A 14102-nucleotide genomic window follows, 5' to 3' on the forward strand; every position below is an offset into this window, starting at 1 on the left:
TGTAAACGAACCAAAAGTGATCGCTATGAGTTACCTGTTAATTGGAAACATCTCTGCGCTGATCTGTGAAGAGAACATCGAACCCCTTGCGAACGCGCGTATCAGGATTTATCTCCCTTCCCAGAATTACGGGGTGGAGGAGCTGGCACGCGGAATTTTTAAGGACCTTCGGCGGCTGTCTGAAAGCGACGTGCAAGCCAAAGCAGATCACCTGTTGGCCGAGTCCATGCTGGACGAACGGGGGAATTTCAGCATCAGCTGGGAAGACCTTCACCTGTTCACCGAGCCGCTGGAAATGGACATCTGCCTCAACAGCGTTCCCGGACGGCATACCGGCCAACAGGAATGGGTCCAGTTTCATCTCAGTACGTTTGTTCCCCATTGGAAGCGGTCCAAAAACAGGTACCTGGGCGCGTTTGCCTACGTGGTGCCAGCCGACAAATGGACCGTTATACGCCGTGAGTTCGGCGCCTGGGTGATTACCGGGGCCGTGAAACACGCGGAAACCCTCCAGGGCCTGAAAACCCTGCGGGTAGAGGCTTACAACGCCCTCAACGACCGCCTGCTGGGCTGGTGCAATACCAGCGAAACGGGGCATTACCGGTTGTATTTTTCCAGGAAAGACCTCAGCGGTGGCCGGCTGATGCAGATCCTGAAAAACAATGACGACCTGTTCAGCGACGGGCCCGATGTATATTTCAAAGTGTACAGCGGCAACCAGCTGGTATGGCATGAAAGTAAAGATATCGCGCTGCAGCCTGAAAGGCAGCAACTGAAGCATTGCGCAAAACTAAACCTGTTCATTCAACCTGCCCCCGCGGAAAAAAAACCGCCGAGATTATCGGGCTGGCTGAATGATTTTATCCAGATCAACAAAACAAGACCTCATTATAAAGACCGGTACGTCACGTACTGAGTCCTCCAATGTTGGAAAGCCCCAATTTTCATAAACAGCTACCCACCCTCAGCCAAGCCTCCCCCAAGGGTAGCTGTTTTTTTCTTTCTTCTTTCGCGGGATGACATAGTCCCATCAGCCTGTTAATTACCTCTAAATTGACCCTCTTGGGGCCTGTGATGAGAGCTTCCTGAAAACGAGCCGCCACAAGCAACTGCTAACCAGAGACTTACAAGCACGGATGTGGCTGAAACCGGCCACCCTTCTGTGATCCTTGTGTGATCCTTCGGTCAAACACCGTCAAATCCGCCAGGGTATTGAACAGCACAGGAGAATCACACATGGATCACAGGACAACCACTGGAGGATCACACAAGGATCACACGAGGATGACTGACCCGGCCGGTGAACATTGGACAACTCGCCGGGTTAAAATAACACGGATCGAAGGTTTACGCCGCTGGTTCCGGTCAGAAGCCCGGATGGTATTGTTGCAACATATCCCGGAGGTACTCCCGGTTGAGGTGGGTATAAATCTCGGTAGTGGTGATGCTTTCATGCCCGAGCATTTCCTGCACGGCAACGAGGTCGGCGCCCCCTTCCACCAGATGGGTGGCGAAGGAATGGCGGAAGGTATGCGGGGAGATGGATTTGCTGATCCGCGCTTTGGCCGCCAGGTCCTTGATGAGCAGGAAAATCATGACGCGGCTCAGCTTGCTGCCGCGGCGGTTCAGGAAGAGGATATCTTCATGGCCCTTTTTGATGATCATGTGCCGCCGGGTGGTATCGTTATACAACGTAATGTTCTTAATGGCCGAGGTACCGATGGGAATGAGGCGTTCCTTGTCGCCTTTACCCGTCACCCGCACAAAACCGTCTTCGAGGTACAGTTGCGAGATCTTCAGGTTGACGGCTTCGCTTACGCGAAGGCCGCAGCTGTACATGGTTTCAATAATGGCTTTATTCCGGTGCCCTTCTGCCTTGCTCAGGTCGATCTGCCCGATGAGCAGTTCTATCTCTTCATACGTCAGGAAATCGGGCAGTTTTCGGCTCGCCTTGGGAGATTCCAGCAACTGGGAAGGATCGGCCGGTATCAGCCCCTGCAACAGCAGGAAACGGAAAAACGCCTTCATGCCGGAAATGATGCGGGCCTGGGAGGTGCCCGTCATACCCAGCGAGGCTATCCATTCCGTGCAGGCCTGGAGGTGCTTCAGCGTTACGTCCTGCGGCGCAATGGCCAGGCCGTTGGCCGTAAGATACTGCGTGAGCGTTTTTACGTCGCGCTCGTAAGCCTCTATCGTATTGGGTGAAAGGGAGCGTTCAATCTTCAGATGGATCCTGAACCGGTTAATGCTGGATTCCCACATAGGGCAAAAGTACAATGAAATCCATTGCGCCCGCGGTATCCATCGTACCGGGCACAAACATGCAACATTAACTTTATATGAAAATATGCCCTGTTTTTTGCATAAAACCATCATGAACAGGCCACTCATTGAAAAATATTTATCAGACGCGGCTTGTTTTTAGAAATAACCAAACAAAAAACCTGATTCTTTTACTACTTTTATAACCGCTGAATTTTAGCAATAATGTTATATTGAACGAACATTCAACCACTGTTATGTCGGATTCTTCGCTAAAAAAGATACAAAAGCTGTTAGTAGCCAACCGCGGCGAGATCGCGGTGCGGATTTTAAGGGCAGCATCGGAGTTACGGATCAGGACCGTTGCCATTTTCACGTATGAAGATCGTTATTCCCTCCACCGCTACAAGGCGGACGAAGCTTATCAGATCGGAAAAGACGATGAGCCCCTGAAACCTTACCTGGACATTGAAGGCATCATCTACCTGGCCAAGCTCCAGGGGGTAGACGCCATCCATCCGGGCTACGGTTTCCTGAGCGAAAACGTGCAGTTTGCGCGCAGGTGCAAGGAGGAAGGCATTATTTTCATCGGTCCCGACCCGGAAGTGATGGCGCAGCTGGGCGACAAGGTGGCCGCCAAAACGCTGGCCCGCAGGGTAGGTGTGCCGCTGATTGAAGACAGCCAGGTGAAACTGGAGGACGTTGCTACGGTCAAGCAGGAAGCCCTGCGCATCGGTTTGCCCGTTATCCTGAAAGCCGCTGCCGGCGGGGGCGGGCGCGGCATGCGCGTAGTGCGTTCGGAAGACCAGCTCGAGAAATCGTTCACCGAAGCCCGCAGCGAAGCCGGTAAAGCTTTCGGTGACGACACCATCTTCATCGAAAAATTCATCGAAGAGCCCAAACATATCGAAGTGCAGCTGATGGGCGATAACCACGGCAACATCGTGCATCTTTACGAGCGCGACTGCTCCGTGCAGCGCCGTTTCCAGAAGGTGGTGGAAATCGCTCCCTCACCCAACCTGCCCCTCGAAACACGCAACGAAATTTACGAGTATGCGCTCGCGTTAGCCCGCGAGGTGAAATATAACAACGTCGGTACGGTGGAGTTCCTCGTCGACCGCCAGCACAAAGTATACTTCATCGAAGTGAATCCCCGCATCCAGGTGGAACATACGGTGACGGAAGAAGTGACGGGCATCGACATCGTGCGTTCACAGATCCTGATCGCCCAGGGCCTCCGGTTATCCGACCCGGAAATTTTCCTCAAAAGCCAGGAAGACGTGCGGCTGAATGGGTTCGCCATCCAGTGCCGCGTAACCACGGAAGACCCCGAAAACAATTTTACGCCCGATTACGGTACTGTGATCGCTTACCGCAACGCCGGCGGTTTCGGCATCCGTCTCGACGAGGGCAGCGCCTATTCAGGGGTGAAAATTTCTCCGTTCTTCGACTCCATGCTGGTGAAGATCACCGCATCGGGCCGCACATTGTCCGGCGCCGCCGGCCGCCTGCACCGTACGCTGAAGGAGTTCAGGATACGCGGCGTGAAAACCAATATCCGCTTCCTCGAAAACGTCATCACCCACGATACTTTCCGTAAAGGCAACTGCACGGTGAGTTTCATCGATAAACACCCCGAGCTGTTCAAACTGTCGCCCATCCGCGACCGCGCCACCAAAACGCTCATGTACCTGGCCGACGTAACGGTGAACGGGCATCCTGATGTGAAGGGGCAGCACGACGGCCGCAAGTTCCGCGTACCGCAGGTACCGTACTTCGACCCGCTGCAGCCGATTCCGCAGGGCTCGCGCAACAAGCTCGAGCAGATGGGCCGCGAGGCGTTTACCCGGTGGCTGCGCAATGAAAAGCCGGTGTATTTCACAGACACCACTTACCGCGATGCGCACCAGAGCCTGCTGGCCACGCGCGTGCGCACAAAAGACATACTCGCCGTAGCCGAAGGGTACACCCGCAGCAACCCACAGCTCTTCTCGATGGAAGTATGGGGCGGCGCCACCTTCGACGTGGCCATGCGCTTTTTGCATGAATGCCCCTGGCGCAGGCTCCAACAGATGCGGCAGGCCATGCCCAACGTGCTGCTGCAGATGCTTTTCCGCGGCTCTAACGCCGTGGGTTATTCCGCCTACCCGGAAAACCTCATCGCCAAATTCATCGAAAAAGCCGCCGAAAACGGCATCGACATCTTCCGCATATTCGATTCGCTGAACGACATCGAGGCCATGAAACCCAGCATAGGCTTCGTGCGGAACAATACCGGCGCGCTTGCACAAGCTGCCATCAGCTACACCGGCGACGTGTTCAGTAAAGAGAACAAAAAATACACGCTGCAATATTATACGGACATGGCCAAACGCCTGGAAGACGCCGGCGCGCACATGCTCTGTATCAAAGACATGGCCGGGCTGCTCAAGCCGCAGGCCGCCACCGTGCTCGTGGAAGCGCTGAAGGATGCGGTGCAGCTGCCCATCGTGCTGCATACCCACGATACCGCGTCCGTACAGTCGGCCACCTACCTTAAAGCCATCGAGGCCGGGGTGAACGTGGTAGACTGCGCCATCGCCTCGCTCAGCGGGCTCACCTCGCAGCCCAACCTCAACTCGATGACCGCCATCCTGGAGGGGCACGAGCGCAGCCAGCCGATGAACCTCGCTTCCCTGAACGCTTACAGCAATTACTGGGAAGACGTGCGGGAGTATTATTATCCTTTCGAATCGGATATGAAAGCCGGCACCGCGCAGGTGTATGAAAACGAAATTCCCGGCGGACAGTATTCCAACCTGCGCCAGCAGGCGGAATCGCTCGGCCTGGGCGACCGGCTTGAAACCATCAAACACAACTACGCCGTGGTGAACCAGCTGTTCGGCGACATCGTGAAGGTGACGCCCAGCTCCAAGGTGGTAGGGGATATGGCGCTCTTTATGACGGCCAACAACCTCACCGCCGCCGATGTGCTCGACGAAACCCGCAACCTCGCTTTCCCGGCATCCGTGACCGGGTTCTTCAGGGGAGAGATCGGGTTCCCGTACGGCGGATTCCCTGAAAAACTGCAACGCATCGTACTGAAAGGCCAGCAGCCGCTGACCGGCAAACCCAACGCGCATTTACCCGCCGTTGATTTCAACAGCGACTTTGCCGCCTTCCAGCTCAAATACCCGTGGGCCGAATTCCTCGATTACCTGAGCTACCACATGTTCCCGAAGGTATTTGACGAATATTACCAGCACGCGCAGGTGTTCGGCAACGTGGAAGCCATTCCCACACCCGCCTTTTTCTACGGCCTGCACCTGGGCGAAGAAATACTCATCACGCTCGGCAAAGGCAAAACCATCATCGTCAAACTCCTGTACATATTGCCGGCGGATGAAAGCGGCATGCGGACGGTTGTATTTGAGCTGAACGGTTATTCCCGCCGCGTGCAGGTGAGGGACCGCTCGGTTAAAAGCGCCGTGCCCGTGCACAGGAAGGTGAACAATCCCGACCTGGAAGTGGGCGCGCCGTTGCAGGGCAAACTCAGCAAAATGCTGGTGAAAAACGGCGACAGCATCAACGCCAACACACCCCTCTTCATCATCGAAGCCATGAAAATGGAAACAACGGTGACGGCTACCCGCGATACAAAAATCAAGGCCATTCACCTCCCTGAAGGCACCATGGTGCAGCAGGACGACCTGGTGATTGAAATGGAAAAATAACAGGGCGCGCAAGCGTCCGGGAACCCGCAGCATGCCATTTGCTGCGGGTTTCTTTTTGTGCAGGTACGGCTCCGGGAAGCTGCCGGATCGTCCGTTCCCGAATCATGCCATACAATCCACCCCCCCGGAAACCACATATCACGGCGAAGCATCTTTTTATCCTGATCATTTCAGCTATTCCAACCGCACCTTTCAGCTGCAAATTCCGACCATTCACCGGCGTTATTCTTACCCCGCACATTTCCGCGTATTTACTTTGCACCCGGAACTTATGCAGACGCAGCAATTCCTGCATGATTAACCCCATCTTAAATGATCTTGGATATGAAATTTGTTTCTTTTTACCTCGCAGCATGCCTGCTGGCGGTATTCCAGTTTTCCTGCACCAAACCCGGCAAGCCCGAGATTGAGGCGCCCCGCAGCGGCAAAGTAACGCCTGTGGGCACCCCGGACGGCTCACCCAAAACAGAGAAGCGCATCGGCGCAGCCGGCGGCAGTATCAGTACAGCAGACGGCAGCATCCGCATCAACATCCCGGCAGGTGCACTTTCCACGGAACAGCTCATTACCATCGAGCCTATCAGCAACGAAAACCCCATGGGCCTGAAAAAAGCGTACCGCCTCACGCCGCACGCGGTGCAGTTCGCAACGCCCGTCAGCATTACATTTCAGTATGAAGACGAAGACATTGCCGGCAGCCTGCCGGAGGCGCTGGGCATCGCTTACCAGCATTCCTCCGGCGTATGGATGGCCGTGGAAAATGCCGTGCTGGACAAAACGGCGAAAACGGTGACGGTGACCACCACGCATTTCAGCGACTGGAGTTTTTTCGAAAGCTTCAAACTGGAAACATCCGCCACCGAACTGGAGCCGAAGGGCACCGCCCGCCTCGAGCTTATATCCGACGCCGATCTGCTGGCGCCGCTGACCCCAAACAATGAGCGGCCCATCGGGGAGCCTATCGCCACAACGGGCAGCTTCATCAGGGAATGGTCGCTTGCCGGCGCCGGTATGCTGGCGCCGCTGGGGCACCTCGCTTCCTATACCGCACCGGCTACCGTGCCGGGCTCGCCCAATCCTGTAGCGATTTCCGTGCGGGTGGATTTCGGGAAAAAAGGCACTTACCTCGTGGTGGCGCATATCAAAATCACCGGCGACGACGGGGAGATCGAAGTGCGTGTAAACGGCGGCGGCTGGGTGAAACTGCAGGCGTCGGCCGTGGTGAAAACAGGCGACCGGTACCTGCTTGCAGACGCCAACGGGGATGAAATGCGCCGGTACGTGTTTGTGGAATGGACGGGCGGCGTGGGTACGCATGGCTTCAGGCCGTATAAGGCGACGTCCGGCCCCTATGCACATTATCTCATCACGGGTGGTAACCAGTATGTATGTTATTATATGAAGGTCGAGGATCTGGCTACCAGCGGGGGAGGTGTGACCATCACGAGCATGGGCGAAACAGACGGCTACATCCAGGGCAGTTTCGATATATCAAGCGCCGGGTACGGGCCGGAGTTGAGACAGACACACCACGTGGAAGGCCGCTTCAGGGTCAGGAAATCGTGGTAGGGGGCGTTTAAAAGCGGGGCTGCACCGGTTGGGTGCGGCCCTTTCTTTTCCGGGCCGTCATAAAAAAAGCGGCCTCTTGTGAAGGCCGCTTTGTATTCGGAAAGTCGTCGGATTAGAATTTTTCCAGACCGCTGAAGAAGAAATTACCTTCGATTTCAGCGTTTTCGTTCGAGTCGGCACCATGCACCGCGTTACGGCCGATAGATTCAGCGTAGATTTTGCGGATGGTGCCTTCTTCTGCCTGTGCAGGGTTGGTGGCGCCGATCAGTTTGCGGAAATCTTCCACGGCATTGGCTTTTTCCAGGATTGCAGCCACGATATGGCCGCTGCTCATGAATTCAACCAGTTCGCCGTAAAAGGGCCTTTCTTTGTGTACAGCGTAAAACTCACCTGCTTTTTCAGCGGACAGTTTTGTCAGTTTCATGGCTACGATGCGGAAACCTGCAGCGCAGATTTTGTCGAGTATGCCTCCGATGTGCCCGTTCTGCACGGCATCGGGCTTAATCATGGTAAATGTTCTGTTACTCATATGGTGAATTAGTCGTTATATGCTCCGGTGTATGTGCCCTCGTCCGGGTACGGCCGGGGGCAGGAGGGGCAAAAGTAATGAGTTTTTGTTTAGCAGTAAAAAATTTTGAAATTCTGGCTCAAATGAAGAACTTCGCACTTCCTTTGCTTAAACGAAGGCGGGGTAGCTTTACAACTGCTTGTCACATACTTACTTATAGATTTTAGGAATGAAGCCAATTGAGGATATCAAACCATTACTGGACAGTCCCAAAAAAGTGGTGGTAACCATGCATCAGAAACCTGATGCGGACGCTATGGGCTCTTCCCTGGCAATGTACCATTACCTTCGCCGCAAAGGCCACGACGTTACCGTTATTTCCCCGACCAATTTCCCTGACTTCCTGAAATGGATGCCGGGCAGCGACCAGGTGCTGGATTTCGAGTCCGGACTGGAAAAGTCGCTGAAGGCGCTGGAAGACGTGGAACTGCTGTTTTGCCTGGATTTCAACCACCTGGGCCGTACGAAGAACATGCAGCCTTACCTGGAGAAACTGCAGTGCGTCAAGATTCTCGTAGACCATCACCTGGAACCACAGCCGGAATTCGATTACGGCATCAGCGATACCACAGCTGCCTCTACCGCCCAACTGGTCTATGAAATCATCTACCGCCTCGGGGATGAGCATTACATCGACAATGACATTGCGCAGTGCATATACGCCGGCACCATGACGGATACCGGCTCGTTCCGTTTCGCCTCTACCTCGGCCCGCGTTCACCGGATGGTGGCCGATCTGCTGGAAAGAGGGCTGGAGCATGAGTACATCCACCAGGCCATTTACGACAATTTCCTCGAAAACCGCCTCCGTTTCATCGGGCACAGCCTGCTGAACCGGATGGAGGTGTTTTACGAAGCCAATACGGCCATTATGGCCATCCCTTACAGCGACCTGAAACGGTTCGACCTGCAAACGGGGGATACGGAAGGGCTGGTAAATTTCCTATTGTCCATTCAAGGCATTAAATTAGCAGCGCTGATCATTGACCGGAATTCGGAAGTAAAGCTCTCTTTCCGCTCCAAAGGCAACTTTGACGTCAACACATTTGCGCGTAAATATTTCGAGGGCGGCGGCCATTTCAACGCCTCAGGCGGCCGCAGCACGGACTCCCTGGAAAAAACGGTGCAGCGCTTCCTGAAAGCGATGCACGAGAATGAGGATATCCTGCAGTAATGCAGCCCACCGTAAGGTGCAGCTGTTCTGCAGCAGTGGAATGCCGAAGGAATTGAACCTGGCAGCAAAATAAGTCTGGTGATACACCCGAGGTGTTGCCGGCCATAAAAATCAGATAGCACTGATGAAATCGCAAGATTCCGTCAGACCCGTAAAAATCAAATAGCACTGATGAAATCGCAAGATTCCGTCAGACCCATAAAAAATCAAATAGCACTGATGAAATCGCAAGATTCCGTCAGACCCATAAAAAATCAAATAGCACTGATGAAATCGCAAGATTCCGTCAGACCCGTAAAAATCAAATAGAACTGATGAAAAAAAACAACCTGTTACTTGTTGCATCACTTGGCTTGCTGGTTGCAAGTTGTGGTAAAACCGGTCCGAGAAAAACCCCCAGTGGTGTTGAATATACCATTGCGAGAGAGGGTAAAGGCGAGCAACTGAAGGAAGGCGATACCATCATGGTATACTTCTCTTCTTACCTGAATGACTCTCTGCTGGTGAATACCCGCGACCAGGGTATGGCCCTGCCGCTGGCTATCCAGAAATCAAGGGATAAGTATGACCTGATGGACGGCTTCGCCCAACTGAGAGAAGGCGATAGCGCCATCTTCGTACTCCCGCTGGATTCCATGCCCAACAAACCGCCTACCGCAAAACCCGGCGACAAAATGTTCGTGCATTTTGTAGTGGACAGCAAATACTCCGTAGCCAAACAGAACGAGAAAGAGGAAAAAGAAATCAAGAGCTATATCGAGAAAAACAAGCTGAACACCTCCAAATCTCCCAAAGGCGTTTACATCGCAGTTACGCAGGAAGGTACCGGTGCGCAGCCTAAAAACGGCGACATCGTTTCCGTGAACTACACCGGCAAACTGCTCGACGGTACTGTGTTTGATTCCAACACGGACTCCACCATCCGCCCCGGCATGCCGCTGCAGCCCCTGGAATTCCCCGTTGGCGAAGGCCGCGTGATCCCGGGATGGGACGAGGGTATCGCCCAGCTGAAAAAAGGCTCCAAAGCGACCCTGGTGATCCCCTCCGCACTGGCTTATGGCCTGAACGGCGGTGGCCCCACCATCAAACCCAACAGCATCCTGGTATTCAACGTTGAGCTGCTCGACGTGAAACCGGCTCCTGCTGCACCTGCAGCTCCCGCAGCACCCGCTCCGGCGCCTGGTAAATAAGGAACCACGAATTCAACATAGGAAGAGCCGGCAGATTGCCGGCTCTTTTTTTATCCGGAAATCCCTGTTATATTTAAAGATTGTTGACCGCAGGTTTCAGTTAACATTTTCAATTCAAAACTCCCTTTCTATGAAAAAGACTTTCCTTTTGGGTGCGCTTTTATGCGGCCTTACATCCGGCAGTTTCGCGCAGGTACATGACACAGGTGACAAGGTGGGCATTGGGATTAGCCAGCCACAGTCCAAACTCGACGTAAACGGCAACATCTTTGCACACGGTTCACTGAACACTGAGATCAATAACCTCGACATTGGCGGAAACATCTCATTGGGCAATCCCGCCAAAACAGCCAACGGAACCGCCTCAAGATGGGTTATCTTCAACATGGGCGGCGGCTATGGCAACAGCCTGCAGTTCTGGGCCTACGATAACGGCGGCTGTGGCAATGGCCTTTGCGCGCAGCGATTTGTTTTGATGGACAACGGCAACGTCGGTATCGGCGTAAGTAACCCCACAGCCAAGTTGGCCGTTGCGGGAGGCATCCTTGCCACAAGGATTAAAGTAAGCCAGTCCCTTACATGGCCTGATTACGTATTCGAGCCCGGTTATCAGCTGCCCTCCCTGCACGAACTGGAACGATTCATCAAAACGAACAAACATCTTCCTGAGGTACCTTCAGCGGCTGCCGTGGCCAAAGACGGGATCGACCTCGGAGAAAACCAGGCAACACTTCTGAAGAAAATCGAAGAGCTCACATTGTATGTGATCGAACTAAAAAAAGAAGTGGAGGAGTTGAAAAAGAGAAAATAACTCCGGTTTGGAAATGAATGTGGAAATTTATGACAGGCCGCCGCGCTGAAGCACCGGCGGCCTTTTTACGCCCCGTACCCAAGGAAAAAAAGAACAACATTCCGCTGCGTAAAAATTTTATTATCTTTAAAGCACGGCGGGCCATGCAGCCGCTGTTTGTTACTCATACGTTAACCTGCTTCTTTTATGAGCAATCCATTCAGGAAAATAGCCGATACATCGAAGAACACCGCCAAAAAATGGGATTCGACCCGCGATACATCCGCCGTGCAGACACGTACCTGCGGTCAGTGCGGGGCCCCGCGGCCGGCCAATACCAATATCGCCACCTGCGCTTATTGCGGTTTTACATTCATGGATACGGAAACATTTATTCATCACGGGAAACAGCCCAAACAGCATGACAAGGAAACAGGAACTGGTCAGCCGCTGGGATGATTTCCTCCGGAAAATCGATACCCGGTTCGAAGAATCGCTGGCAGCGGCGGAAACTGCCGTGCTGGAAAGCCTCTCCGGCAATGATTACGACTATTATGCCTCTGCGAGAACGTTGATGTCTGTCCGGTTGCAGCTCACCAGTACCCTGATAGAAAAGATCGACCAGACCTGGCGTTTGCAGGTAGAGCCAGCGATGGCCGCCGATGGGGCATACTGGATGGATGAAATGAAAAAAGGGTACGATCTCGCGGAAGCGCTACACGACCGGCTAGAGCGGTTCATGTTCATCACGGAAGGGAAACTCTCGCAGGCCTATTACACGCATTGCATCGGGCTGGTCAACAAAAACTTTTATTGTACGCAATGCCGGTCGAAGCTCGAAATAAAACAGAACTTCTTCCGTTCGCAATACGTGACCTGCGGGTATTGCAACACGGTCAACACGTTCGAACCGGAAACCAGATATGTGCAGATCGGCTGGAATGTGGTGCACCATATGGCCGCCCTCGCCGCGCTGGAGGAATACGATGCGGCGCAGCAAGCCGGAAAACAGGGCGACACGCCCGCCTACAGGGCCGCTTATAAAAAATACCTCGAAAGGTATTTCAGGGAGAAAGCCCGGCTGGTGCCCGATATCGAAGCCAACTTCGAACAGGACGTAGCATCCGGCATGCACAAACGATTCAGTAACCATTAAACCGAAACATATGGAATTAATCAACGGAGTTTCTTTTGAAGAATACGCAGCCGCCTGCGGCAACCTCGCCCAGGGCATGCCCGAATCGGAAGTCTGCCGGGTACTCGGCATCGAAAAACCGGTGTGGGATGAAACGCTGGACAAATGGAACGACCGCCTCGGCGACATCATCGCGGCGGATATGAACATGGCCACCAAATACGGCGAACTGTTCGCCAACCCGAAAGCAGGCCGGTTTGCAGGCGTGGAAAGCCCGGCCGCCGACATCGAAGAACTGCTGAAAGCCGTACCCGATTTCGACGCCTACCAGAAAATTTTCTGGCATCAGTCGGTGGCCGCCAAATACGGTATAGATCCGATAAGCGTACTGGAAGAATACGGCCTCGACATCGGGAAATGGGGCACCCTGAACATGCATTACATCGCCGTACAGAACCAGCTGCTCGACCATACGCACCCCGATTACGAGCGGCAGTTCCGGTACCTCACCGATACCATGCAGAAACACGAGCAGCACTTTGAAGCGTATTACAAAGACCATAAAGTCGACCTTGCCGACGATATAAATTTTTAACCCATGAGTATCATGCAAAGCCTGCAAAACCAGTTCCGTTCCGTGATCCAATGGGACGATCCCCGCGAATGGGAAATGTTCCGGAAGTTTACAGACAAGGGCGATGAACTGAAGAACGCCTCCAAACTGATCATTCAGCCGGGACAGGGATGCATCTTTACCCATGAGGGCAAAATAGAAGGGGTGTTCGACGAAGCCGGCCTGTACGATCTGCAGACGGGCAACGCACCTTTTATCACGACGCTGAAAAAGGTCCTGAACGCATTTGAAAGCGAGCACAAAACGGCCCTCTGGTTTTTCAGGAAGGCGGATACGGTCAACATACGATGGGGCACGAGGATACCGATCACCTATAACGACCCGGTATACGGTTTTCCCGTGAGCCTCCGCGGGTTCGGCAACTATTCCATCCGCATCACGGAACCCGCCGCTTTTTTCGCCCGTATCGTGTCTGGGCAGGAAAACTATTATGCGCACGATTTGCAGGAGCTCTTCCTCTCGAGGATTTCCCAGCCCATCGCCGCCTACCTGGCCAACGCCAGGTTCTCCTACGCGGAAATAGACGCCCACATCGAACAGATCGCCAAAGACGCCCGTGAAAAAACGACCGGCGTATTCGAAGAGCTCGGCTTTGCGCTGCTCGATTTCCGGATCGAGGGCAATTCCTTTGACGAGGCCACCAACCAGCGCATCGCCGGTATTTCGGATGTGCAGGCCGATGCGAAAGCGGCGCAGCTGGCCGGGGTGAATTTTTCCGAATTACAGCAGCTCAAGGCCATGCGCGACGCGGCCAAAAACGAAGGCACGGCCGGGGCGGGGATGGGCATGCTGACGGGGATCAACCTCGGAAACACCATGCAGCAGCCAAACACTCCCGAAACCGATATCAAAGCGAAGCTGGGCAAACTCAAGGAATTATTCGACGAAGGACTGATCGACGAAGCGGAGTATAAAGAAAAAAAGAAGGATCTACTGGGCAACTGGTGATTTCGGGGAATAGCTCAACAAAGCCGGGTAGCGGCATGCAGGAGGGCTATTGATGATTTAGGGACTAGCTCAATAAAGCCGGGTAGCAACCGGCACAAGAAAGCCGCCTCAACAGTAAT

General features: G+C 53.8%; 12 protein-coding genes. 10 read left to right on the forward strand and 2 right to left on the reverse strand.

What is annotated here, in order from left to right:
- Window positions 1–25: 25 nt before the first annotated feature.
- On the forward strand, window positions 26–916 hold the full coding sequence (locus tag EGT74_RS14165) for a hypothetical protein (RefSeq protein WP_123847244.1): 891 nt from the start codon (window positions 26–28) through the stop codon (window positions 914–916).
- A gap of 449 nt (window positions 917–1365) precedes the next feature.
- Here the strand turns inward: EGT74_RS14165 and xerD are convergent, their stop codons facing one another.
- Window positions 1366–2262, reverse strand: coding sequence for a site-specific tyrosine recombinase XerD (gene xerD / locus EGT74_RS14170; protein ID WP_123847245.1), 897 nt, complete (start codon window positions 2260–2262; stop codon window positions 1366–1368).
- Window positions 2263–2519: 257 nt separating this feature from the next.
- On the opposite strand from xerD, the gene EGT74_RS14175 reads away from it, so the two are divergent.
- A complete protein-coding gene (locus tag EGT74_RS14175; RefSeq protein WP_123847246.1) occupies window positions 2520–5975 on the forward strand; it encodes a pyruvate carboxylase in 3456 nt (1151 codons plus the stop codon).
- Window positions 5976–6299: 324 nt separating this feature from the next.
- Complete coding sequence (locus EGT74_RS14180) at window positions 6300–7544, forward strand: hypothetical protein (RefSeq protein WP_123847247.1); 1245 nt, start codon at window positions 6300–6302, stop codon at window positions 7542–7544.
- Between the two features lie 112 nt (window positions 7545–7656).
- Here EGT74_RS14180 and EGT74_RS14185 read toward each other — a convergent pair whose 3' ends face one another.
- A complete protein-coding gene (locus EGT74_RS14185; protein ID WP_123847248.1) occupies window positions 7657–8073 on the reverse strand; it encodes a nucleoside-diphosphate kinase in 417 nt (138 codons plus the stop codon).
- A gap of 208 nt (window positions 8074–8281) precedes the next feature.
- Between EGT74_RS14185 and EGT74_RS14190 the strand changes: the two genes are divergently transcribed.
- From EGT74_RS14190 to EGT74_RS14220, 7 genes are all read left to right on the forward strand, one after another.
- The gene (locus EGT74_RS14190; RefSeq protein ID WP_123847249.1) at window positions 8282–9286 is read left to right on the forward strand and encodes a DHH family phosphoesterase; all 1005 of its coding nucleotides are present in this window, start codon (window positions 8282–8284) and stop codon (window positions 9284–9286) included.
- A 314-nt stretch (window positions 9287–9600) separates the two neighbouring features.
- A complete protein-coding gene (locus EGT74_RS14195) occupies window positions 9601–10476 on the forward strand; it encodes an FKBP-type peptidyl-prolyl cis-trans isomerase (protein ID WP_123847250.1) in 876 nt (291 codons plus the stop codon).
- A 130-nt stretch (window positions 10477–10606) separates the two neighbouring features.
- Window positions 10607–11287, forward strand: coding sequence for a hypothetical protein (locus EGT74_RS14200; RefSeq protein ID WP_123847251.1), 681 nt, complete (start codon window positions 10607–10609; stop codon window positions 11285–11287).
- Between the two features lie 29 nt (window positions 11288–11316).
- Window positions 11317–11691 (forward strand): hypothetical protein, encoded by a 375-nt coding sequence (locus tag EGT74_RS14205; protein ID WP_123847252.1) that lies wholly within the window; start codon window positions 11317–11319, stop codon window positions 11689–11691.
- The gene (locus tag EGT74_RS14210) at window positions 11688–12422 is read left to right on the forward strand and encodes a hypothetical protein (protein WP_123847253.1); all 735 of its coding nucleotides are present in this window, start codon (window positions 11688–11690) and stop codon (window positions 12420–12422) included. Before EGT74_RS14205 ends, EGT74_RS14210 begins: the two co-directional genes overlap by 4 nt.
- A gap of 10 nt (window positions 12423–12432) precedes the next feature.
- The gene (locus EGT74_RS14215) at window positions 12433–12996 is read left to right on the forward strand and encodes a DUF6620 family protein (RefSeq protein ID WP_123847254.1); all 564 of its coding nucleotides are present in this window, start codon (window positions 12433–12435) and stop codon (window positions 12994–12996) included.
- A gap of 3 nt (window positions 12997–12999) precedes the next feature.
- Window positions 13000–13983, forward strand: coding sequence for an SPFH domain-containing protein (locus EGT74_RS14220; RefSeq protein ID WP_123847255.1), 984 nt, complete (start codon window positions 13000–13002; stop codon window positions 13981–13983).
- The last annotated feature ends 119 nt before the right edge of the window (window positions 13984–14102 follow it).

Source organism: Chitinophaga lutea (assembly GCF_003813775.1).
GTDB classification, from domain to species: Bacteria; Bacteroidota; Bacteroidia; order Chitinophagales; family Chitinophagaceae; genus Chitinophaga; species Chitinophaga lutea.